The 22,984-nt window shown below is 46.1% G+C and carries 16 protein-coding genes; 4 read left to right on the top strand and 12 right to left on the bottom strand.

The features are described from left to right. Window positions 1-6: 6 nt before the first annotated feature. The 11 genes from rplU to HNQ56_RS13180 all read right to left on the bottom strand — a co-directional run bounded on the left by rplU (window position 7) and on the right by HNQ56_RS13180 (window position 14,424). On the bottom strand, window positions 7-315 hold the full coding sequence (gene rplU, locus HNQ56_RS13230) for a 50S ribosomal protein L21 (RefSeq protein ID WP_429146876.1): 309 nt from the start codon (window positions 313-315) through the stop codon (window positions 7-9). Window positions 316-480: 165 nt separating this feature from the next. Next, window positions 481-1,224: an ABC transporter ATP-binding protein gene (locus HNQ56_RS13225; protein WP_429146874.1), complete on the bottom strand. Its 744-nt coding sequence runs from the start codon at window positions 1,222-1,224 to the stop codon at window positions 481-483. Between the two features lie 3 nt (window positions 1,225-1,227). Then, a complete protein-coding gene (locus HNQ56_RS13220) occupies window positions 1,228-4,278 on the bottom strand; it encodes an ABC transporter permease (RefSeq protein WP_429146871.1) in 3,051 nt (1,016 codons plus the stop codon). 3 nt (window positions 4,279-4,281) lie between these two features. Then, window positions 4,282-5,004, bottom strand: a complete 723-nt coding sequence (locus HNQ56_RS13215) for an ABC transporter ATP-binding protein (RefSeq protein ID WP_429146868.1) — start codon at window positions 5,002-5,004, stop codon at window positions 4,282-4,284. A 3-nt stretch (window positions 5,005-5,007) separates the two neighbouring features. Beyond that, window positions 5,008-8,067: an ABC transporter permease gene (locus HNQ56_RS13210; RefSeq protein ID WP_429146865.1), complete on the bottom strand. Its 3,060-nt coding sequence runs from the start codon at window positions 8,065-8,067 to the stop codon at window positions 5,008-5,010. A gap of 9 nt (window positions 8,068-8,076) precedes the next feature. Further along, on the bottom strand, window positions 8,077-8,553 hold the full coding sequence (locus tag HNQ56_RS13205) for a pyridoxamine 5'-phosphate oxidase family protein (RefSeq protein WP_429146862.1): 477 nt from the start codon (window positions 8,551-8,553) through the stop codon (window positions 8,077-8,079). A 576-nt stretch (window positions 8,554-9,129) separates the two neighbouring features. Further along, a complete protein-coding gene (gene ybaK, locus HNQ56_RS13200; RefSeq protein WP_429146859.1) occupies window positions 9,130-9,600 on the bottom strand; it encodes a Cys-tRNA(Pro) deacylase in 471 nt (156 codons plus the stop codon). Then, window positions 9,597-10,841 carry a ribonuclease E/G gene (locus HNQ56_RS13195; RefSeq protein WP_429146856.1) on the bottom strand — a complete coding sequence of 415 codons (1,245 nt, stop codon included), beginning with the start codon at window positions 10,839-10,841 and terminating at the stop codon, window positions 9,597-9,599. The genes ybaK and HNQ56_RS13195 overlap by 4 nt, the downstream gene beginning before the upstream one ends. 3 nt (window positions 10,842-10,844) lie before the next feature. Further along, window positions 10,845-11,771, bottom strand: coding sequence for a TIGR03936 family radical SAM-associated protein (locus HNQ56_RS13190; protein ID WP_429146853.1), 927 nt, complete (start codon window positions 11,769-11,771; stop codon window positions 10,845-10,847). Further along, a complete protein-coding gene (locus HNQ56_RS13185) occupies window positions 11,755-13,662 on the bottom strand; it encodes a TIGR03960 family B12-binding radical SAM protein (RefSeq protein WP_429146852.1) in 1,908 nt (635 codons plus the stop codon). Before HNQ56_RS13185 ends, HNQ56_RS13190 begins: the two co-directional genes overlap by 17 nt. Before the next feature lie 111 nt (window positions 13,663-13,773). Beyond that, window positions 13,774-14,424: a hypothetical protein gene (locus HNQ56_RS13180; protein ID WP_429146849.1), complete on the bottom strand. Its 651-nt coding sequence runs from the start codon at window positions 14,422-14,424 to the stop codon at window positions 13,774-13,776. A 171-nt stretch (window positions 14,425-14,595) separates the two neighbouring features. On the opposite strand from HNQ56_RS13180, the gene tyrS reads away from it, so the two are divergent. The 4 genes from tyrS to HNQ56_RS13160 all read left to right on the top strand — a co-directional run bounded on the left by tyrS (window position 14,596) and on the right by HNQ56_RS13160 (window position 18,874). Further along, window positions 14,596-15,828 carry a tyrosine--tRNA ligase gene (gene tyrS / locus HNQ56_RS13175; protein WP_429146846.1) on the top strand — a complete coding sequence of 411 codons (1,233 nt, stop codon included), beginning with the start codon at window positions 14,596-14,598 and terminating at the stop codon, window positions 15,826-15,828. 106 nt (window positions 15,829-15,934) lie between these two features. After that, window positions 15,935-16,942 carry a hypothetical protein gene (locus tag HNQ56_RS13170; RefSeq protein ID WP_429146843.1) on the top strand — a complete coding sequence of 336 codons (1,008 nt, stop codon included), beginning with the start codon at window positions 15,935-15,937 and terminating at the stop codon, window positions 16,940-16,942. Window positions 16,943-17,202: 260 nt separating this feature from the next. After that, window positions 17,203-18,180 (top strand): biotin--[acetyl-CoA-carboxylase] ligase, encoded by a 978-nt coding sequence (locus HNQ56_RS13165; protein ID WP_429146840.1) that lies wholly within the window; start codon window positions 17,203-17,205, stop codon window positions 18,178-18,180. An 88-nt stretch (window positions 18,181-18,268) separates the two neighbouring features. Next, the gene (locus tag HNQ56_RS13160; protein ID WP_429146838.1) at window positions 18,269-18,874 is read left to right on the top strand and encodes a biotin transporter BioY; all 606 of its coding nucleotides are present in this window, start codon (window positions 18,269-18,271) and stop codon (window positions 18,872-18,874) included. A 154-nt stretch (window positions 18,875-19,028) separates the two neighbouring features. Here the strand turns inward: HNQ56_RS13160 and HNQ56_RS13155 are convergent, their stop codons facing one another. Further along, window positions 19,029-22,241, bottom strand: coding sequence for an SNF2 helicase associated domain-containing protein (locus tag HNQ56_RS13155; RefSeq protein WP_429146835.1), 3,213 nt, complete (start codon window positions 22,239-22,241; stop codon window positions 19,029-19,031). Between the last annotated feature and the right edge of the window lie 743 nt (window positions 22,242-22,984).

Below are 22,984 nucleotides of genomic sequence, written 5' to 3'. Positions count from 1 at the left end.
ATCTGCTTATGCGTTGATCTTTTCAATCTTAACCTTGGTGAACGGCTGTCTGTGACCATTCTTCTTATGGTATCCGCTCTTTCTCTTGTATCTGTAAACAATAACTTTCTTGTTCTTGCCTTCTTCAACAACAGTTGCAGAAACCTTGGCATTGGCTACTGTAGGCTCACCTACTACTAACTTACCGTCATTCACGGCAAGTACCTGATCAAAAGTAACAGCTGCTCCAGCCTCAAGACCAAGCTTCTCTACCTTAATGATATCGCCTTCCGCTACCTTGTACTGTTTTCCACCAGTTGCAATAATTGCGTACATATTGGCACCTCCTATTATCATTACTCGCCAATTGCGGTGTCTGCTGACGGCAAGCATTCCTGTTACGGACTGCCTGACCAACGAGCAAAGCTTATACCTCATTGTGCGGCACACTAAAATATGATAGCATAAGGGGAAATGTTTGTCAATAAAAGAATTTAGAACTTACTGCATTTCGGCAGATGGAATAGCTTGTGCCACGGCATCTCCCACAAGGCGTCCATCCTCCATCTCAAGAATCCGGTCCGCATACCCCGCTATTTCATGATCATGGGTTACCATGATGACGCAATAACCCCTTTCCTGCGCCAGCTGCCGTAATAAGGTTACTATCTTCTTACTGTTCTCCCGGTCCAGGCTTCCGGTAGGTTCATCTGCCAGAATAACTTTTGCGGGGGTTCCTAGTGCTCTGGCGATGGCAACCCTCTGCTGCTGTCCTCCTGACAGGGTGGAAGGAAAGCGCATCGCTTCCTCCTCTGTCAGTCCCACCAGAGCCAGATACTCCTTGGCCCGTCTTCTGGCCTCCCTGGCTTTTATCTTATTCAGTTCCATGGGATACATGACATTCTCTGTTACCGTAAGCTTCTCCAGTAAGTTAAAACCCTGATAAATAACAGCCACATGCTCCCTGCGGTGCTTATCCAGATTCAGCTGAAGCACCGACTTTCCTGTATATAAGAGATCGCCGCCCGTGGGGAGAGCCAGACCTGCCATCAAGGACAGAAGGGTCGTCTTGCCGCTTCCCGATGCTCCCTTTATGGCATAGAATTTAGAGGCTTCAAAACGGTAGTTCACTTTTTTAACTGCATCTACCGTAATATAGGGGGTTTCATAACAATAGGATGCCTCCTTCAATTCTAAAATAACACCATTTTCATTTTCTTGTACCGGTTTTTTTAAATCTTCCATACCTTATTCCTCCCTCCAGGCTAACATTCGCAGAATTTCTTTATGAAAGGTCCGTATAATGGCAATGGATGCGCCCACATAATAGCAGCCAGCCAGCAGCAGAGCGTTCTGTACCATTTCTCTGCTCCAGCCCTTGAATAAAACTGCCGTTAACAACAGACCCATACCACCGCCCAAAACTGACAAAACAAAGGAATCCCAGAAAAATGAGAGAAAAATTCCGGTTCTGCTCTGGCCCATGGTGCGCAGGGCGATCATTTCCCCTGCCCTGTTTTTTAACAGCAGATTTGAAACAAGAAATCCGATTCCGGAGATTAACACAAACAGTACCGGATAAAGCAATTCCATATATTGAATGTATCGATTCAGACTTTCCAAAGTATCGTATAAAGCCTTGTCATCAATTACGACCCATTTACGGTATTTTCCTGTTACACCGGCCTGATCGTAATGCGTTTCCAACCAGCCCTTAAAATCACTCAGCTTCTCCGTATGCTGCAGCTGGAAGCCTGCGGCCTGCCATTTGTCCTCCTCAACTTTATACAGAAGGGTAACTCCGTCATACAGGACTGATATTATTGAATTATAGAAAGCCGCCTGTGTTGCAAACATGGCACTGCCAATGCCATTGTCCATATAGCTCCCGATTACTGTAAACAAATTTTGAGCATATAGGGCATCTCCTGTATATGGAACTGTAAAGGAAATAATATCTCCCAAAGACAGTTGATTCTTTTCCATAAAGCTGACAGGAAGAATACAGCCCCACTTTCCGTTTTGCGGATCAATGCCATTGGAATAAATATCCCAATCCATTCCTTCCATCCAGTTGATTTCCACTCCGTCCGTATTATAGAACTGGGGTGAGTGCCGAATATCTTCTGTCACTACAAAGGGAATGGAACTAGAACGCCACAGATACTTCATTGTTTCCAGCTTATATGGATTTTCCGGTATTTCAAACATGGTAAAACTTTCTTCCGGCAAACTGCCATCCGCTTTCTCAGAGATCCCCATATATTTTGCATAATAACGGCGAGAGGACCAGCCAGAGCTGGTAAAACCGGTCTGTCCGATCTCCGCCAGGCTATCGATACCGATGGATAGACGATCTGTCCTCCGTCCTGACGAATCCGTAAATTGCATCGTAACCGGTATATCCTCATGCACTGAATCCATCCTGTCCTGAATATTCATTCGTATTTTTGAGAAAATGCAAAGAAACAGGAGCATTGCCGCAAACAACAGAGGAACAATCAAACTCTGCCTTCCATTCCTTATAATACTCTTCATGGCATAGCGCAGGGAAATGAAAGGAATTAAGTCCATTTTCATCTTCTCTCCGATGGAACCGGAGATTGCCTTCCTTGCGCTCTCCTTCCTGGTCTTCCCTTTCTTTTGTCTTCTCTCCGGCCTCTGCCGCATAATGGAAATCAGAGTAAATATACCGCAAAGCATCAATGCTATCAGCAATATACCAATTCCCAGAAGACAAAAAACGGAAGGGTCAAGAATTGGCTTCGTACTAAATTCCGCACTCTTGATTCCATAGCCATTAATACTGAATCGATAATCCCGATCCAGGTTTTCACTGATACTGGAATATACAGCAGATATCAGCCTTTGTGACATCAGATAGCCGCATAAGCTCCCAATGGTAACAGCAATCAATGCAATGGCACCGCCGCCAATTATAAAATGTCTTACCACTCTCTTGCTCCCCGTTCCAAGAGTGAGCAGAATCCGGATACTTCTTTTATTGGTATGGATATGTAAATACGAGAACAGACATAAAACAATAATCGAGGCAATCAGGCAAGTCAAAGTGATGATATATGCCGTTCTCCTCATATTTTGGATCGGTGCACTGGAGGCTTTATAACCCTGGTCATATACATATAATCGAATGCCCTTCGGTAAAATCTTTGTCACCTCATCCACATATTTCTCTGCCTTTCGATTATCCAATATTACCCTGGCCAGTACCGGATCATTGGCGCTATGTCCAAGCCAGTCCTGTCCCGCATATGGAATATAGACCGTTTCACTGTTATCCTCCGAGGAATAGATTCCGGTAATTGTAAACTTTCCTTGATACGCAAATCGATCCCCGCTTTGATAGCTGTCATATTTCCCCCGCCCCTTTGTGGGTTGATGAAAGGACAGAGAGATTGTATCTCCAATGGTCTTATCCATATTTTCTGCCATCTTCTGCGGAATAATACAGCTATTGCCGCTCCTGTAGTCCTCCTCATCAAAAAAGCTTCCCTTTATCAAAACAGAGGCTCCTCTGTGAAAAGCGGAAACAGACTCAACCCTGCTTGATGCAGTGACATCAATGGATTGATTGTTTACCCTCAAGGTGTCCGCCACCTTTTTGAAATATCTGCCTGTCCGGCTCTGCCAGAAACTTTCTTTATCCGTAAACCCTGCAACCGAACACTCGGATACATCCATTCCTTCTTCCGGCGCCACAATATTTTCCGCCGAAAGGATCGTAAAGCCCGGATACATTTTTTCAGGGATCCTTCGGAGGGCACCAAAAACAACATATCTTCCTTCCGTTAACGGATGTTCTTCGTCGACTACAATAAAAATCAAATCGGATACCGCTTCCTGCCTTGAATAATTTACTTCTGATACCACCGCACGCCAAGCGTTAAAAGGCTCATAGAAATAAAGCAATGACACGGTTAAGACAGTATAGTCCGCATAGGGAGAACTATCCTCAGACTTGTATTCGTCCATATAAGCTCTCTGGGTTATGTCTTCCTCCAGCAAAAGGACTTCCTTCCGCTCATAATCCTTAAGGGAAAAAGAGGAAGACAAATTCTCGAGATCCTCATTATATCCTATACCATCCCAAAAGTCCATATTCTCATAGGTAAACTCCCCGGCTGTTGAAAACACCCGATCCGCATCCTTGAGCATCCCCTCCGATGCAGCCAGCATTCCGATTCCAATTGAGAGCAGCACAGTAGATACCATGATCAAAGCCGCCATCAGGATGCTTTTTACAGGAGTACGCAGAATGGATTTCAGTGCATACAGCATATCCTACTCTCCCCTTTCCTGTCTCACAAGGCACCCATCCTCCATTTCAAGAATCCGGTCTGCATACCCCGCCACTTCATGATCATGGGTTACCATGATGACGCAATAACCCCTTTCCTGCGCCAGCTGCCGTAATAAGGTTACTATCTTCTTACTGTTCTCCCGGTCCAGGCTTCCGGTAGGTTCATCTGCCAGAATAACTTTTGCGGGGGTTCCTAGTGCTCTGGCGATGGCAACCCTCTGCTGCTGTCCTCCTGACAGGGTGGAAGGAAAGCGCATCGCTTCCTCCTCTGTCAGTCCCACCAGAGCCAGATACTCCTTGGCCCGTCTTCTGGCCTCCCTGGCTTTTATCTTATTCAGTTCCATGGGATACATGACATTCTCTGTTACCGTAAGCTTCTCCAGTAAGTTAAAACCCTGATAAATAACAGCCACATGCTCCCTGCGGTGCTTATCCAGATTCAGCTGAAGCACCGACTTTCCTGTATATAAGAGATCGCCGCCCGTGGGGAGAGCCAGACCTGCCATCAAGGACAGAAGGGTCGTCTTGCCGCTTCCCGATGCTCCCTTTATGGCATAGAATTTAGAAGCTTCAAAACGGTAGCTTACTTTTTTGACTGCCTCTACCGTAATATAAGGAGTTTCATAGCAATAGGATGCCTCCTTCAATTCTAAAACAGCATCATTTTCTTGTAACGGTACTTCCGTAGTTTTTAAATTTTCCATGCTCTATTCCTCCCTCCAGGCTAACATTCGCAGAATTTCTTTATGAAAGGTCCGTATAATGGCAATGGATGTACCTGTATAATAGCAGCCAGCCAGCAGCAAAGCATTCTGTACCAGTTCCCGGCGGCTCCAGTCCTGAAAGAAAAGTACCGATAACAGCAGGCCTATACATCCGCCCAAAACAGACAGAAGGAACGAATCCCAGAAGAAAGAGAGAAATATCCCGATTCTGCCCTGCCCCATGGTGCGCAGGGCAATCATTTCCCCTGCCCTGTTTTTTAACAGCAGATTTGAAACAAGAAATCCAATTCCTGCAATTAATACGAACAAGATCGGATAAATCAAGTCCATATATTGAATATAACGATTCAAGTTTTCCAAAGTATCATACAAGGCTCTGTCATCGATTACAACCCATTTGCGGTGCTTTCCCGACACACCAGTCTGATCGTAACGTGTTTCCAGCCAGCCCTTAAAATCACTCAGTCTCTCCGTATGCTGCAGCTGGAAGCCCGCGGCGTTCCATCGATCCCCCACAATGTTTCTGTTTCCGTCATACCGTATTGCTACAAGCGCATTCATGCAGGCTTTCTCGGAGACAAATACTGCGTTGCTGATTCCGTCGTCCATATAGTTTCCTATGATAGTAAGCACGTTTTGAACATAGAAAAAATCCGTCGTATATGGTACAGCAAAGGAAATCACATCACCCATAGCCAAATGGTTTTCTTTCATAAAGCTTACGGGAAGAATACAGCCCCACAGACCATTCTCGGCGTCAATACCATTGGAATAGGTATCCCAATCCATTCCCTCAAGCCAATTAATCTCCACTCCATCCGTATTATAGAACTGGGGTGAATGCCGGACATCTTCCGTTACTACATAAGGAATGGAATTAGAACGCCATAGATATTGAAGTGCCTCCAGAGCATACTCATTCTCAGGCAGGGAAAATGGAGAAAAGCCTTTCTCCGGTACGGAACCGTCCGCTGTCTCATAAGTTCCCGTATATCTTGCGTAATACCGGACAGAGGCCCAGCCGTTCCCGGTAAATTCGGTCTTGCCCAGTTCCTCCAAACTGCCGGGATTGATAGCCAGATAATCTGTTTTCCTCCCTACTGCGTCCGTAAACTGAAGGGTGACCGGTATCTCCTCATACACCGAGCCCAGCCTCTCCTGGAAATTTCTTCGAACCTGGGCAAAAATACAGAGAAACAGAAGCATTGCCGCAAATAGCATGGGAACAAGGATGCTTTGTCTTCCGCTTCTGGTAATGTTTTTCATGGCATAGCGCAGAGAAATAAAAGGAAGCACATCCAGCTGCTTTGTTCCGCCGCCAGAACTGGTCCCGTCTTTTGGAACCCGTTTCTCCATTCTTTCTTTTCCCGCTTTTCCGCTCCGCTGCCTTCTTTCCGGCCTTTGCCGCCGAATGGCAGACAGTGTAAATATACCGCAAAGAACAAGCGCTAATATAAGAATTGTAATACCCAATAATCCGAAAACATGCGGAGAAATCTGGGGGGCCGTAGTAAATTCCGTACTTCTGATCCCATAGCCGTTAATACTGAAGCGGTAATCCCGACTCAGGTTTCCCCTCATATTGGAATATACAGTGGATACCACTCTTTTGGAAATCAGATAGCCGAAAAAACTCCCTAATGTGACGGCAGCAAATGCGATTATTCCGCCGCCGACCACAAAATGTCTGACCACCCGCCTGCTTCCTGTTCCCAGAGTTAGCAGAATTCGGACACTTCTTCTATTTGTATGGATATGTAAGTACGAAAACAGGCATAATACGATGATCGAAGCAATGAGACAGGTTAAAGTTATGATGTATGCCGTTCTCTCCATGTTCTTAATGGGTGCGCTGGAGGCCTGATAGCCCTGGTCATATACATATAATCTGACACCATCGGGCAAAAGCTGAGTGACCTGTTCCACATACTTTTCTGCCTTCCGGTTGTCCAGCACCACCCTTGCCAGTACCGGATCATTGCTGCTGTGTCCGAGCCAGGGCTGCCCTGCATATGGAATATAAACCGGATTGTTATTATATTCCGAGGAATAGATTCCCTTGATTGCAAGCTGCTCCTGATGGGCAAAACCGTCACCGCTTCGATAACTGTCATATTTTTTTCGTCCCTTCGTGGGATAATGAAAGGAGAGAGAGATGGAATCTCCAACGGTCTTCTCCAAGCTTTCTGCCATTTGCCTGGAAATAATACAGGCTTTTCCGCTTTTATAATCTTCTTCATCAAAGAAGCTTCCTTCTGTCAGAACCGAGGTACCTCTGTGGAATTCTGAAACAGCCTCTATCCGGCCGGATGCCGTGACATCGACGGACTGGTTGGCGATTCGTAAGGTATCCGCCACCTTGTTATAGTAGCTTCCTACCTGCCCCTGCCAAAAGCTCTCTTCCCCCGTAAACTCTGCAATGGAGCAGTCTGCTATATCCATGGTTTCCTCGGGTGGAATGATATCTGCTGCTGACAAAATTGTGAAGGCAGGATAAATCTTTCCCGGAATTCTTCGAAGGGAGCCGAAAATAACATATTTCCCTTCCTGTAACGGATGTTCTTCATCGGCTATAATAAAAATCATCTGCTCTACAGAATCCTTCTCCGTATAATTGGTATCCAGTACCAGAGCACGCCATGCTTGGAAGGGTTCATGGTAATAAAGCACAGATACCGTTAAGACCGAATAAGTCGCATAGGGGGAGTTCGTGCTGGATGACCGGTATCCCTCCAGATACGCTCTCTGGGTTATGTTTTCTTCCAACAGAAGCGCTTCTTCCCGTTCATACCTCTCCGGGGAAAAAGAGGAGGCTATATTCTCCAGCTCTTCATTGTATTCTATACCATCCCAGAAATCTATATTCTCATATACAAACTCACCGGCTGTTAAAAATACACGATCCGCATCCTTAAGCATCCCCTCCGATGCCGCCAGCATCCCAACTCCGATGGAGAGCAAAACAGTGGACACCATAATCAAAGCAGCCAGCAAAAGGCTTTTTACAGGGGTGCGCAGGATGGATTTCAACGCATACAGCATATCCTATTCTCACCTTTCCTTTCTGAGCCTCTTTCCCGTAATCTCATCGACCGTAAGCTCCAATACAGCTATTCTATTGATCATTTTTTCAGAGAAATGGAATTCCTTCTCCCTTTGATACTGCTCCATCGGGGCAGTCAGTCCGAGAACCTTTTCCTCTTCTTCTACAGCACGCAATTCACCGTTCCCGCAGACGCTTTCATATTCCATCGTATAAGAACAGGCATCCTCACCCGTAATCAGATTATGACTGCAGTCCATCTCAAAGGCAACCTTTGGATTTCGACCCAGCAGTTCCAGCTTTGTGCTCTCCAAAGTCGCATGAAAATACAGCTTAAATCCTTCCTCATTAAAGATGACACCAAAATTCATTGGAACGATATACGGGTATTTGTCATTATGGAATGCCAGCCTGCATACGTCACATTTCCTGATAATACCATAAATTTCATCCAGGTCTGTAATCTCTCTGTCCTTTCTTCTCATAGGTTTCCTCCAATTGTATCTATTTTTGCCGGTATGGATATTGCATCCCTGCGATTTCCATTATGAACTTCATCTTATCACCTGAGGTAGATTTTGTCAATCAACTGCAAAAGCTATCAGAGATGAAAGGTAATATTATATAATGCGGAATCAATATAATAATTGCTGTTTAACCATAGGTCACATTGCCAACCATTCAAAAAAAATAGATGCCGCAGAATTGCTGGGGATTACAGTGGAACCGGTTAGTCCGAGTGAATTTCCCACGAAGGAATTGCAGACGAATTACATAAAGAAAGGCTGTTCTATTTATCGCTATAAAACTGCTTCAGAAGAAGTCTACATCTTTATAGACTGTGACAGGACAACTTATTGTTTCTATAATACTCCATGGGAATAGATGCAGAAAGATAAGCTTCCCTTGGATATAATCGCTCTATTAAGGTAAAGTCGTATGAAATTAAGGGAAGAGAGTCCTAGCGGTATATAGAAACCCAGACTTTCTTCCCTAAGTTGATCAAAAGGCAATCCGCTTTATGCGCCTGCCGTTGCTTCTGATGCACGCCCTTGTCTTTCTCATTCAGCAATTTCACAAAGTATGGCATCAATATAGGTTACCAGGGCTTCTCTTGAAATACAAAGCTGGCAGCCCCTTACTCCGGCATTGACAGTAATCTCATCAAACAGAATTGCCGTCTCATCCATATAAGTCGGGAATTTCTTCTTCATTCCCACAGGCGAGCAGCCGCCGCGGATATAGCCGGTGACAGGAAGAAGCTCCTTTACATGAAGCATTTCAATCTTCTTGTCTCCTATGACAGAGGCCGCCTTCTTAAGATTCAATTCCAGATTCGAAGGAATGCAGAAAACAACAATCCCCTTCTTCTCTCCCTTTGCTACTAAGGTCTTGAATACCTGTTCCGGGGGCATACCGATCAGCTCAGCCACATGCTCTCCGCCAAGGTGATTCTCATCCACCTCATATTCCATGGCCCGATATCCAATTCCTTCCTGATCTAACAGGCGCATTACATTTGTCTTAATCATCGGTGCTTTTTCACCTCTTCCACCTGCTCATGCAAGGGCTTGCGAACCTTTTTGCGCGTCACCTCTACAAGGCCCAGGGCTGTCATATCCACCAGGGTGGTTTTTACCGGATCCTTCTTGAGATAATCCTGCAGTTCATCCATCAGCAGGTCCTTGTCCTTCTTCAGTTCCATATCAATAAAATCAATAATGATGATTCCTGACAGATTGCGCAGCCTGATCTGGTGGGCGATCTCTCTTGCCGCCTCCCGGTTCACCTTCAGGAAGGTCTCCTGCACCGGCTTCTTGCCGGCCACCGCTTTGCCGGTATTCACATCAATCACTGTCAGAGCCTCCGTTGGCTGAATCACAAGGCTTCCCCCGCATTTCAGCCAGACCATGGGCCGCACTGCGTCCTCCAGCTTCTCCTCCAGACCATACAATCTGGCAAGGCTGATGGAGGGGTCCTGATAAAACCTCAGCTTTCCCAGATCCTCCGGTTGATAGGTTCTGAGAAATTCCTCCATATTCCTGTATAGTTCCTCATCATCCGTAAGAAATTCCGATAAATTCTCGGTATAGCTGTCCCGAAGATCGCAGATATATTTGGGAGGGGTCCGGTAAAGCAGGGAAAAGCAGCTCTGATGTACTCCATATCTGCGGATATTCTCATAAGCTTCTACTAATTTCTCCATCTCACCGATTATAATGTCCTCCGGTATATAGGCCGCATTGGTGCGGATAATAAAACCATAATCCTTCCTCTGCATCCGTTTTCCGATTTCCTTCAGCCGTTTTCTTTCCTTTTCATTCTGGATCTTGGAGGATACACCCACGGCGGGCTTTCCATAGGTCAGGGCGGCAAATTTGCCGGTAAAATTAAGATTAGCGCTGACTACCGGAGCTTTTGTCTTAACATCCTCTTTTGCTACCTGAACGATCAGCTCATCCCCTACTTTTACCTTTCTATCGGCGGGCGACAGGCCTTTGTCCGGATTCTCCTGTCCTCCGGGAGAACTTTCCTTCACCATGATGGGACAACGGTTTTCGCCCATGGAATAGTAACACATTCTACCGCCAGCAATCTCAACAAAGGCAGCGTTAATATTTTTTATAATATTCTTCACCTTTCCCAGATAAATATTTCCCAGGATGGCATCCTCCTCTGCGGCATTCAGAGATATCTGGAGCAGATCCCTGCCCTCAAAGATGGCGGAGATAATTGTATTTTCTTGCTTTGTGATGATTAGTTTATTCTCCATGCTTTATCGCTCCAATTGATCCAGCGCAGCCAGTTTGCCGGTTACAGCATCTCTGGTATAGACCTCCAGGCGGTGAACCTGCCAGGCGAAGGGCCGGTAGGGAACGCCCAGGTAATTTGAAAAAGCTTCCATCACCAGCTCCGGCTTCAGATTGGCGGCACTTCCGGTATCCATCTGAAGATATACCTTGATGCCGTTCTCATATACCTCGGCCACACTTTCCGGCCTGCCGAATTTGTTCTCTCTCTCATCGTACTCGCTGGCTTTCAGCTTACCATATTCGCTACTGCCTGCTTCAGTATACCCATTAGCTTCCGAATTACCACAGTCGCTGCTGTCCGCCTCGCTCTTCGCGTTCCCGCATAAAGTGGCAGCCCGTTTGGTCTCGTAGTCCTCATCGGAAAAGGCGGACATCGTAATCATTGGCTTGATATCCACTTCCTTTTCGCTTTTCTTCGTCTTCTTATCCATTATAATTTGCGGCAGCTCCAGGAATTCCTGAAATGCTTTTTGAAAGCTTTCCTGGGAGGTGATATCCTCCCGGATGGAATATCCATCCTTTAAAGACACCTGATAATCAGCCGATGCCACCAGGGACATAGCCGTTACTGTCTTTGTATTTGCTTCCGCCTCCAGCAGCGGATGATATCCGATAATCCGGAAGCCCACGGTAATCGCTTCGTTCATCCGCTCTATCATCACTTCCGGCTCCTGGGCCGACAATAGCTGTATATCCAAATACTCCGCATCACTGGTCAGTCCCACTCCCAGCGGAGCCGCAAAGGACATAATCTGATGCGGGCTGAAGCCCTTGCTGTATTCACTGTCAATATCCGCCCGGCGGAACAGCTTCTGAAAATATCTCATCACATCCAGGTGCCCGACAAACTTCATTGCACCATATTTTTGAAATTTAATTCTTACCTTCATCGGAAACCTCCTCCACTGCTTCATAGGTCAGTCCCTCTGCAAAGCATACTCCGCCGCCAAACTCCTTGGCACCGCAATTTGCACAGGCCTGTTTGCAATTCGGGGTCACCTTTCCTGCTTTTGCCCTTTTATATTCTCTAAGCAGAAAAGCCTTCGTAACCCCCACATCAATAAAATCCCAGGGGAAAAGTTCGTCCTCTTCTCGTTCTCTACCATTGTAGAACTCCATATCAATGCCATTCTTTTCAAAGGCATTCATCCATTTTTCATAATTAAAATGCTCCGACCAGGAGTCATAAAGACACCCGTCCTGGTAAGCATCATAAATCGCCTTGCTCACTCTGCGGTCTCCACGGGCAAATACTCCCTCCAGCTCGGTCAGCCCCGCCTCATGCCAGTTATAGGTCAGACTCTTGCGGTTCAGCTGCTCATTGAATTTTCCTTTCAGGAAGCGCTGCCGTTCTGTGTATTCCTTGCCGTTAATCATCCTCGCCCATTGAAATGGCGTGAAGGGCTTCGGAACAAAGAAGGAGGTGCTGGCGGTAACGCTCACCTTGCCGTTTCTCTGATCCTTCGGTATGGTATAATACTCCCTGGCAATGCGGTCAGATAATATCGCTATCCCCTCCACATCCTCCAGCGTCTCCGTCGGAAGCCCCAGCATAAAATACAGCTTAACCCTATTCCATCCACTTTGGAAGGCTTTCATGGCACCGCCCAGAATTGAATCCTCCGCCAGTCCTTTATTGACCACATCCCGCAGCCTCTGGGAACCTGCCTCCGGCGCAAAGGTAAGGCTGCTCTTGCGGATATCCTGAACCTTGCTCATAACATCCAGGGCAAAAGCATCAATACGCAGGGAGGGCAGTGAGATGTTCACCCCCTTGGAACCGAATTCCTCGATCAGAAAGTATACCAGTTCCTGGAGGCCGGAATAGTCACTGGAGCTTAAGGAGCTTAGGGATATCTCCTCATGCCCTGTGGAGGACAGCATCTCATAAGCGCATTTCTTCAAGTATTCTACGCTGCGCTCCCTGGTGGGACGGTAAATCATCCCCGCCTGGCAGAAGCGGCAGCCCCTGATACAGCCTCTTTGAATCTCCAGCACCACCCTGTCCTGGGTCGCCTTAATAAACGGCACTAGGGGAGCCGTAGGATAGAAGGTTTCGCTCAAATTCATTTCCACCTGCTTCTTTACCGAACGGGGAGCGTGTACATTATTCGGCTCCATCCGCCCCAGGGTACCGTCCGGTTTATAGCTTACATCATAAAAAGCAGGCACATACATTCCTTCAATCTGTGCCACTCTCTCCAAATATTCTTTTCTAGACCTGCCAGCCTTCTTGTATTCCTTATAGGAATCCAAAATCTCATGATACGCTGTCTCACCCTCTCCGATATAGAAGAAATCAAAAAAATCTGCAATGGGCTCCGGATTATAGCTGCAGGGCCCTCCTCCTATGACGATGGGATGTTCCTCGGTACGGTCTTTGGAATAGATAGGAATCTGGGATAGTTCAAGGATCTGCAGGATATTGGTATAACACATCTCATATTGCAAGGTTATCCCAAGAAAATCAAAATCCTTCACCGGCTCCTGACTCTCCAGGGCAAAGAGAGGAATCCCCTGCTCTCTCATGATTTTATCCAAATCTACCCATGGGGAATAAACCCGTTCACAATAGGTATCCTCACGGCGGTTGAACATATCATATAGGATCTGAATGCCCAGATGTGACATGCCGATATCGTAGACATCGGGGAAGCACATGCAAAAACGCACATCCACCTTGTCCGTGTCTTTTATCTTCATGTTGACCTCCCCGCCGATGTATCTGGCAGGCTTTTCAACGGTTAATAATATTTCATCGGAAAGTGCTAATTTTCTCATTTTTTAATCCTTTCATCCATACAATCGCAATCGGTTAACGCAGACTTTTATCCAGCATTTTACGATATTATAACTGATATGAGATGAAATTACAACGAACAAAAACCAGATTCAATCCTTCAGCAAAGTAACAACGATGTTCTCAAGCTCCTTTAAAGTATCCTTTCCTGTGACATATTCCTGGATCACGGAGGGCGTGAGGCTCCCGATATTAATATTCAGCTTGTCGATCAGAAATATGGAAAGAAACAGCACCAGGGCACAGACTGTGCGGATTACCAGGAACCGAAAAGCTGCCGCCTCCCTCAGGCTGTCTTCTTCCTCGGCAGTATAATTTTCCTCATGAAACAGTCTGAGGGGCTTTCCCTTTCGTCCATGCTCCAGCTCGGCATTCTCCAGCGCGCTGTCCAGATAGTAACTGTCATAGGCTCTTGCCGTGCTCTGCATCACACTCAGCTGACGAAGGCAGGATTCCCTGGCCTGTCTGATGTATTCCGCCCTGGATACCGGTATGGCGGGATTATAATAATCCAAAGAAACCAGAGGACTCTCTGCCTCCGCATCCGAAGAAGCAGACAATATGTTTTCCCTTCCTCCATCCCCTCTTTTGTCCTTTGTCCTGTCATTTCTCCCGGCATCCCCCCGTCCCGTCATAAACAGATTCTCATTCATATTACTATGTAAGTTTTTCTCAATCTGTCGGACCATCCGGTCTTCCACCCTTTTATCCTCTGTTATCCTATCTCCAACCATCCTATCCACCAGGCACCTCCTCGAGAAGCTAAGATACAAAAAATGCTTGTATTACCTGATTCATTATATTGTAGCCGGAAGGCGGATATGACAAAGTTATATAAATCATGTTTTTCGTTGAAATATAAATAGTAATCATTTATAATGTCCTTAGTTAAGGACAAACAAGGAGGAAAACCAATGTCAACCAATGTTTATGACATATTACTGGAACGCGGGTTCATTGAACAATGCACCCATGAAGAAGAGGTTCGGGATTTATTAGGAAAGGAATCGGTAACCTTTTATATAGGCTTTGATGCCACTGCCGACAGTCTGACTGCTGGTCATTTTCTTACGGTCATGGCTATGATGCATATGCAGCGTGCGGGACATAAGCCCATTGCCCTGCTGGGCGGCGGCACCACCATGATCGGCGACCCTACGGGGAAATCCGATATGCGCACCCTGATGACCGTTGAAACCATCCAGCACAACGCCGACTGCTTCCAGAAGCAGCTCTCCCGTTTTATTGATTTCAACGACGGTAAGGCCATTATCGCTAATAATGCCGACTGGCTGCTGGATCTGAACTATGTGGAGTTTTTAAGAGAAATCGGAATTCATTTCTCTGTCAATAAGATGCTGACTGCTGACTGCTATAAGCAGCGCATGGAGAAGGGCCTGACCTTTTTTGAATTCAATTATATGCTGATGCAATCCTATGACTTCTGGAAGCTGAATAAATTATACGGCTGTTCCCTTCAGCTGGGCGGCAATGACCAATGGTCCAATATCCTCGGCGGCGTTGATCTGATCCGGCGCAAGGAACAGAAGCCCGCCTTTGGATTAACCTTCAAGCTTCTCACTACCAGCGAGGGAATCAAGATGGGCAAGACCATGAAGGGTGCCGTGTGGCTGGATCCCAATAAGACAACCCCCTATGAATTCTACCAGTACTGGAGAAATATCGAGGATGTCAAGGTTGAGGAATGCCTGGGACTGCTGACCTTCCTGCCCATGGATGAAGTAAAGCGCCTGGGAGCCTTAAAGGATGCCGAGATCAATCACGCCAAGGAGGTTCTGGCCTTTGAAATCACCAAGATCGTCCATGGTGAGGAGGAAGCTGCCAAGGCTCAGGAGGCCGCAAGGGCTCTGTTCGGCGGCGGTATGAAATCAGAGGATATCCCCACCACTACCTACCCTGCCGCAAGATTTGAGGAAGGAATCGACTTGATCACCATGATGTGCGACGCAAAGCTTGCCACCTCCCGTTCCGATGCGAGACGTACCATTGAACAGGGCGGAGTAACGGTTAACGATGTCAAGGTAACGGAGTTCTCCAAGGTAATGACGGCCGAAGATTTTGACCAGGACGGCGCGTTGCTGGTTCGTAAAGGGAAGAAGGCCTTCCACCGCTTTATGGCGGAATAAAATATATTTTGCGGCGTCCTCTTTCATTAAATTTATGATCAAAGTGTCGAAGGTGCTTTTGACGCTTTAATCATTTATATTACTATATAAGAATGGAGTTGAAATTATGCCCTGGTGTCCAAATTGCAATACCGAATATCAAGAAGGATTTACGGAATGCGCCGATTGCGGAGCCGCTTTGGTTGAGAGCCTGGAAGAGGCTGCGGAGCTCCTCCCCTTCTTTCAATCGGAAAGCAAAAAGCTGGCAGAAAAGCTGGTCAGTTATTTCCAGTACTCTTCTCTGCCCTCCCAGCTTTCTTATGATAGCTCCAGAGAGGTCTATGTGGTAAGTCTCCCTCCCCGGCAGGAAAAGCAGGCGAAAAAGCTGTATCAGGCTTTCTATTTTGTAGAACGTGAGAATATTGAAAAAGGGCTCTACAGGGATGAGGCTTCCAAAGATGTAGAAAGCCCCCTGGAAGAAGACCCCTCTGAAGAGGAAGGAAAGCCGGAAACCGACGGCAATGTCTTACCCGATGAACAGAACCCGGAAATTGAACTGCTGGAGGAAGAGGATGCTGAGTTTTTCGCAGAGGATGATGTGCAAAAGGGCACCCGGTCAGAGGATGAGGGCATGGACGTAATCCCTGAGAACGAAGATGACTCGGAGGCTTCTGAGGATCGGGGCGCATATGTCTTCAAAGCAGACCGGTATAAGGATCTTGCAGGCACTGTGTGGATCTTCTTACTCTTTGGAATTGCCGGGCTGATTTTTGTTATCCTCAACATGGCGGGCATTTTAACCGTTCTGAACGGATGGATTCCCAATACGGTCATGGGAGCATTATTTGCCTATTTTGTGTATGTTGGAGTATCTACCAATGCAAAGGCTAAATCGATAAAGACAGAGATAGCCCAGGAAAATAAGCTGACAGAGGATATCAACAGCTGGCTGGCTGAGCATATGACAGAGGATTATCTGGCTTCCATCTATAACGACGATATATCGGAGGAATTGAACTATATCAAGATGACGGATGCCGTAAGAGAACTTTTGCTGGATCAGTTCGGAGCTCAAAACCTCTCCTATCTTGACCGCTTAATTGAAGAATACTATAATGCTAATTTTGAACAATAGAAACACATTATACGGTGTATGACAACATAATATTATTATGTCAACTTACAGCTCTATGACTTCAGAAAGAAGTCATAGAGCTGTAAGTTGTTCCTTATGCTCATCCATCCTTGCTTCAGCTATAATAATTATCCTCCTGCTTTACAGGATCAGCAAAGATTGTCGACTCTTTTGCTGTGCTGGGTTGACAATGGACCATAACCTGTTATAATGAAAACCGGACACACAAAACATGTATATACAGAATAAGGATGTTTTCCATGGAACTAAAATATCAGGTGTTAAAAATATTAGAAGAAAACCGCGGCCAGTCCATCAATGGCGCTAAACTAGCCAATGATTTATATGTCACACGGAGCGCTGTCTGGAAAGCTGTCAAAGCCCTGCAAAAGGAGGGCTACCACATTACTGCGGTGACCAACAGAGGCTATTGTCTGCAGGCGGAAAATGATATTGTGTCAGCCGCAAGCATTGTTCCTTATCTTCGGGGGGATGCCGCCTTCTTTGATCTGGAGGTGCGTCAGACAGTGACCTCCACCAATACCCTTGCCAAGGAAATGGCCGCAAAGGGGGCCAGGGAGGGAACTGTACTAGTTGCCAGGGAACAGACCGAAGGAAGGGGAAGAATGGGGCGTTCCTTCTACTCTCCCCAAGCCTCCGGGATCTATTTTTCTGTGATATTGAGGCCGAAGCTGACCCTTGAGGATTCCCTGCTGATCACTACTGCCGCCGCGGTAGCGGTGGCTCAGGCCATGGAAGCTGTTGCCGGGGTTAAGGCTGAGATCAAGTGGGTGAACGATATCTATATCGCAGATAAGAAGGTATGCGGTATTTTAACGGAGGCCTCTCTGAATTTTGAAAACGGCGGACTGGAATATGCGGTTGTGGGAATCGGAATTAACATAGAAGCCAACCAGTTTCCCGAAGAGATTAAAAATATTGCCGGCTCTCTTTTTGCAGAAAAGCCTTCCGATGCACCGGTCACTTCCATTCTGGTGGCAGAGGTGCTGAATCATCTGGCAATCTATAAGAAGGAGCTTTCAGAAAAGCGTTACATGGAGGAATACCGTAAGCGTTCCTTCCTGCTTGGCAAGAATATTCTTGTGTTAAAAGGCAAGGATACTTATCCTGCAAAGGCCCTGGACATCGATGAGAAGGCACGCCTTGTGGTAGCATATGAGGACGGAACAACGGAAGCCCTGAACTCCGGCGAGGTTAGTGTACGGGCCGCCAGATAGCAGCTAACAGCGATCAATCTATATCAAAGAAAGGAAAGGAATCAGGTAGAATATCTGCCTTAGGCATATGCCCTGATGTCCGGAATGAATGACAAATATGAATACTACTGCTAAAAAGACACAAAGAATTAACACCAGGGATCTGGTTATAACGGGAATGTTTACTGCTGTGATCTGCGTTCTCTCTCAGATATCCATTCCCACCCAGCCTATCCCTTTTACTTTAGGGCTCTTATCTATTTTTCTTACCGGAGCGTTATTAGCTCCCAGATATGCTCTTCTGTCCGTCCTATCCTATCTTCTGCTGGGAGCCTTTGGCCTTCCGGTTTTTGCAGGCTTTAAAAGCGGAGTAGGAGGCCTCTTAGGAATGACCGGCGGATATCTGATGGCATATCCTTTGGTTGCGCTCGTCACAGCGCTCTCCTACAAATTAGCTAAGAAGTATAAGCCTCAGGGCACGAAGCGGTTTCTTCTTATTGAAAGGTTGGTTTTTCCGTTGGTTCTATTTCTCGGCATGACCTTCTCCTTAGTGCTCTGCTATCTGATAGGCACAGTATGGTTTACCTTTATTACCGGAAAGACCTTCTATGTTGCACTGACCATATGTGTATTTCCTTATGTACTGTTTGACTTGCTTAAAATTATATTTGCCATCTCCTTCAGTGTCCTGATCAGAAAGGCCGTTATAAAATAACAGCTTATCATTGCAATATTACTTAAAAAATCGGGAGTAGATGCGTTATTTTCCTTAACTGCATCCACTCCCGATTAAAGTATATCCAAGTGTATTCAATCTATTGCCAAACCTCATCCGGGCGTCTTTCCATCCATTTTCTTTCGCCCATCTTCTACATCGGTGCAAAGAGCTCCTCCAATTCCGCCTTCGATAAAGAATTAATAAATACTTCCTTCGAGCTGATGATGGAATCGGATAATTCCTTCTTTTTCCGCTGAAGCTTGAAAATCTTCTCTTCTATGGTTCCCTTTGTTATCAGCTTCATTACATGAACCTTATTCTGCTGTCCGATCCGGTAGGCCCTGTCCGTCGCCTGATCTTCCACCGCCGGATTCCACCAGGGATCATAATGAATCACTGTGTCGGCTCCCGTCAGATTTAGCCCGGTTCCTCCTGCTTTCAATGAGATCAGGAACACCTTGCCCTCACCGGAATTGAAGCGTTTTACATAATCATTTCGATCCTTGGTTGCAGTGGCACCCTCCAGATAGAAATAGGGAATATCCAGCTCCTTCAGCTCCTCTTCAATAATGCGCAGCATGGAGGTAAACTGGGAAAATACCAGAATGCGATGGTCATTGGCAATTGCCTCCGGTATCAGCTCCATCAAAAGCTCCAGCTTCCCGCTGCCGCCCTGGTAATTCTCCAGAAAGGTGGAGGGATGGCAGCAAATCTGACGTAAGCGGGTAAGAGCGGCCAGTATTTTCATCCTGCTCTTCTCCACACCGTTTTCCTCAATTTCAGAGTGCAGTTCACTCCGGATATTCTCAAGGAAGGAAAGGTATACCAGCTTCTGCCCGTCGGACATATCCGTCAGCATCTTGGTCTCGTATTTATCCGGAAGCTCTGTGAGAACATCCTTCTTCATCCTGCGCAGGATAAACGGCTCAATGTGCTGGTGCAGATCGCTGAGGGCCTGGCTGTCCTCCTTCATAATAGGCTTCTCATACAGCTCCACAAACCGGGAATGGGAATAAAGGTACTCCGGCATGATGAAATCAAAGATGGACCAAAGCTCGGAGAGACTGTTCTCAATAGGCGTACCGGTCAACGCGTAGCGGTGCTTCGCCTTGAGCCGCTTTACCGACTTGGCATTCAGGGAGGAATCATTCTTGATATATTGGGCTTCATCAATGAACACCGTATGAAAATCCAGCTTCTCATACATCACAATGTCCCTGCGGATCAGAGGATAAGAAGTGATCAAAACATCATACTCCCCATATCTCTCAATCGCCTCCTGCCGCTCCGCGGGATTGCCGGTGATAACCAACGCCTTCAGAAACGGGGCAAAATTCTCAATCTCATCCTGCCAGTTGTAAATCAGGGAGGTGGGGCATACAATCAGATGATGCGCTCCCGCCCCCTCCTTCATGCAGGATGCGATATACACAATGGACTGCAGCGTCTTACCCAAACCCATATCATCGGCAAGAATTCCGCCCAGCTCATTCTCGGCCAGAGTTTTGAGCCATTTGTAGCCGGTCAGCTGATAAGGGCGAAGCTCCGCCAGAATTCCCTGAGGAAGCACATGCTCTGTCTTAGCCGGGTTGAGTATCCTCTCCGTCAGGGCCATAAAATCCCTGTCCCGCTCGAAGACAAATTTCTGGTTGGAGAAAGCCTTATCCAGGTAAAGAGCGTGCTGCTTCTCCAGAAGCATGGCATCCTCTTTTAAATTCTTGTCCTTAATATTCAAGGAGGACAATATATGGGATACCTCATTGATGGTTTTATCCTCTAGATTGATAAAGCTGCCGTTCTTGAGCCGGTAGTACTTCTTCTTCACCTGATAGGAATGGAGTAATTCCTTCAGTTCCTCCTTCGGTACTTCGGCAAAGGACAGATCCAGCTCCAGCATATTGAATTCAGAATTCATCCGAACCCCCGCTTTAAAGCTGCCCGGAGCCCGAATCCCAAGCCGCCGGAAATCCTCTGAATAATAGAGGTGCCCGCATTCCTCCAGCTCCATCACCCTCCCGGACAGGAAATCATAGATTCCATCCTCATCCTTCAGCAGATAGAAATTTTTATAGGGGACAAATCCCATCTTCAGAAGCTTAGATATGATGGCATCCTCTTTCTCTCTCTGGCGGACCACAATGTAGGAACCTGCTGCCGCATTTCCGAAGGAATTAAATTCATAATCACCGTATTTATATTTTAATTCCGCCTTAATCCCTGTTTTATATTTGTCGAAATAGAGCTTTGCCTCCATATCACAGGTGATATACCGGCTGCGAAGCTCTTCCGGGACATCCAGTATCATGGTTTCACTGATTCTGGGCAGAACATGCTCTAAGAAGCTGGTCTTATTATCCCCCCGGAAGGTCAGCGGCTCCTTATCCTTACCCAGGCTGTTATAAAAGGGCTTATAATTGCGGATAAACTTCTTATCCGGCATATAAACCACTCCGTCATAAAACAGGAGTTCCCCGGTCTCCGTCAGCGGCAGAACCGATTCCTTGCCCTGATAATCAATGCTGATGGAATCCTCATCCAGAGACAGCTGATATGCGATTTTGGGATTTCCCTTAACAAACACCACATCCGAATACACCTTCCCATACAGCTCCAGGATAAAAGGCGTCCCGCACAGAAGCTCCAGGATCTTGACCAGCATATTTTTCGTGATAATCATCTGGGATTTGGAGAATATCTTTGAAAAATGCGTGCTGTCCACCACCTCCTGCAGCTCATAAATTCCCAGGAGATAATCCAGCAGTCCAAGGGAAACCGCATTAAAGGTGCTCTCTCCGCTGACATATTTGAACTCCTTGCCGATGGCAAAGCTTTCTTTATGATAAATATCCGCCAGAAATTTCTTGATAGTCTGGATTTTATATTTGCGGCTGCTTCCTCCCCGCAGGGAAACCATGGCCCTGCCGTTCTCACCCTTGAGAATGGAAGGAATGCTGACAACTGCCTCCAGGGCAAAGGTCTCCCCCACCAAGGCCGCATCCTCCTGTGACATAAAGTAATCCAGAAGCTGCACTACCTTCCGTTCACTGGGATTAACCGACTCCGTCAGCAGGGCGCGCTCCTGGTATTTCAGCACAAAGAGCAAGGCTGCCACAACATGCTTACAGGCACCCTGATCCTTCAGACGGGACGGACAATTGCAGGCATAATCAAAAGAACCGTCCTCCTGTTCATCTATGGTAACAGAATAATTATAGTTTCCCCGGACGGTAAGACGATATTGCTTGATTGTATTGGAATAGGTCGCATTTACAATGCGGTTGTCCTTATAATATTGCAATCCACGTGCATAGGTCGTATCGTTGGACGCCAGGTTCCGTATCCCTGTACGCGAAATCTGAATCATATATGCACACCTTTCATGACTTGACTTTAAATACCTCCAAATATTATACCATAGGAAAAATGAAATGTGTAAATAATTTCGTGTTTTCTTCGAATTTATAATAAAAAGAGAGAGAGTATCTGCTTTACGATAAGATACTCTCCCTCTAAACTATTAAATTATTCATACCTACCTGGTACTTGCCATCTCATCTTCAGAATTGCTTTGTAATATTGCTCAAAGCCTTTGGTGGTCTTTGTACCTACCTAAAATCTGTTTGAGGTGTTCCAACTGACGTGTTTGGTGGTCTGTACCGTCCTTTCTTTCATACTCTTGTTTCCTTAACACTCTTTCTTGAACTACTTGCTTGCTTGAAATGTTTACTTTCCTGAACTACCTCTTTCCTATTTGCTTTGGGGTGTTACAATAATGTTTTCGGTGGTCTGTACCTTCCTTTCTGAAATATTCTTATAACATCATCTATAGTAATCCCTCCAAGCTTCGAGGGTTATTACCATTATATGAGTTATTTATCTCTTCAATGGAATCAGTCCCTTCTGTATGAATTTGCTTTCTCAGCAACTTCTTTTATCCTCTCTGTTTATGAGTTTATTTTACTATATGCTTTTTGATTTGTCAATACTATTATTCGACTTTTTATAAATTATTATATAACTAATTATTATGAATGTATTATTCAGATAATAATCTGGTTATATACTCACTTCGCACGTAATTTCGTTGGCTATTTCTTAAAAGTTCCC

The sequence above is a fragment of the Anaerotaenia torta genome, from assembly GCF_050433395.1.
GTDB classification, from domain to species: domain Bacteria; phylum Bacillota; class Clostridia; order Lachnospirales; family Lachnospiraceae; genus Mobilitalea; species Mobilitalea torta.
Note: the sequence above shows the minus strand (reverse complement) of the source record. Positions and strands in the feature narration are given on the sequence as shown.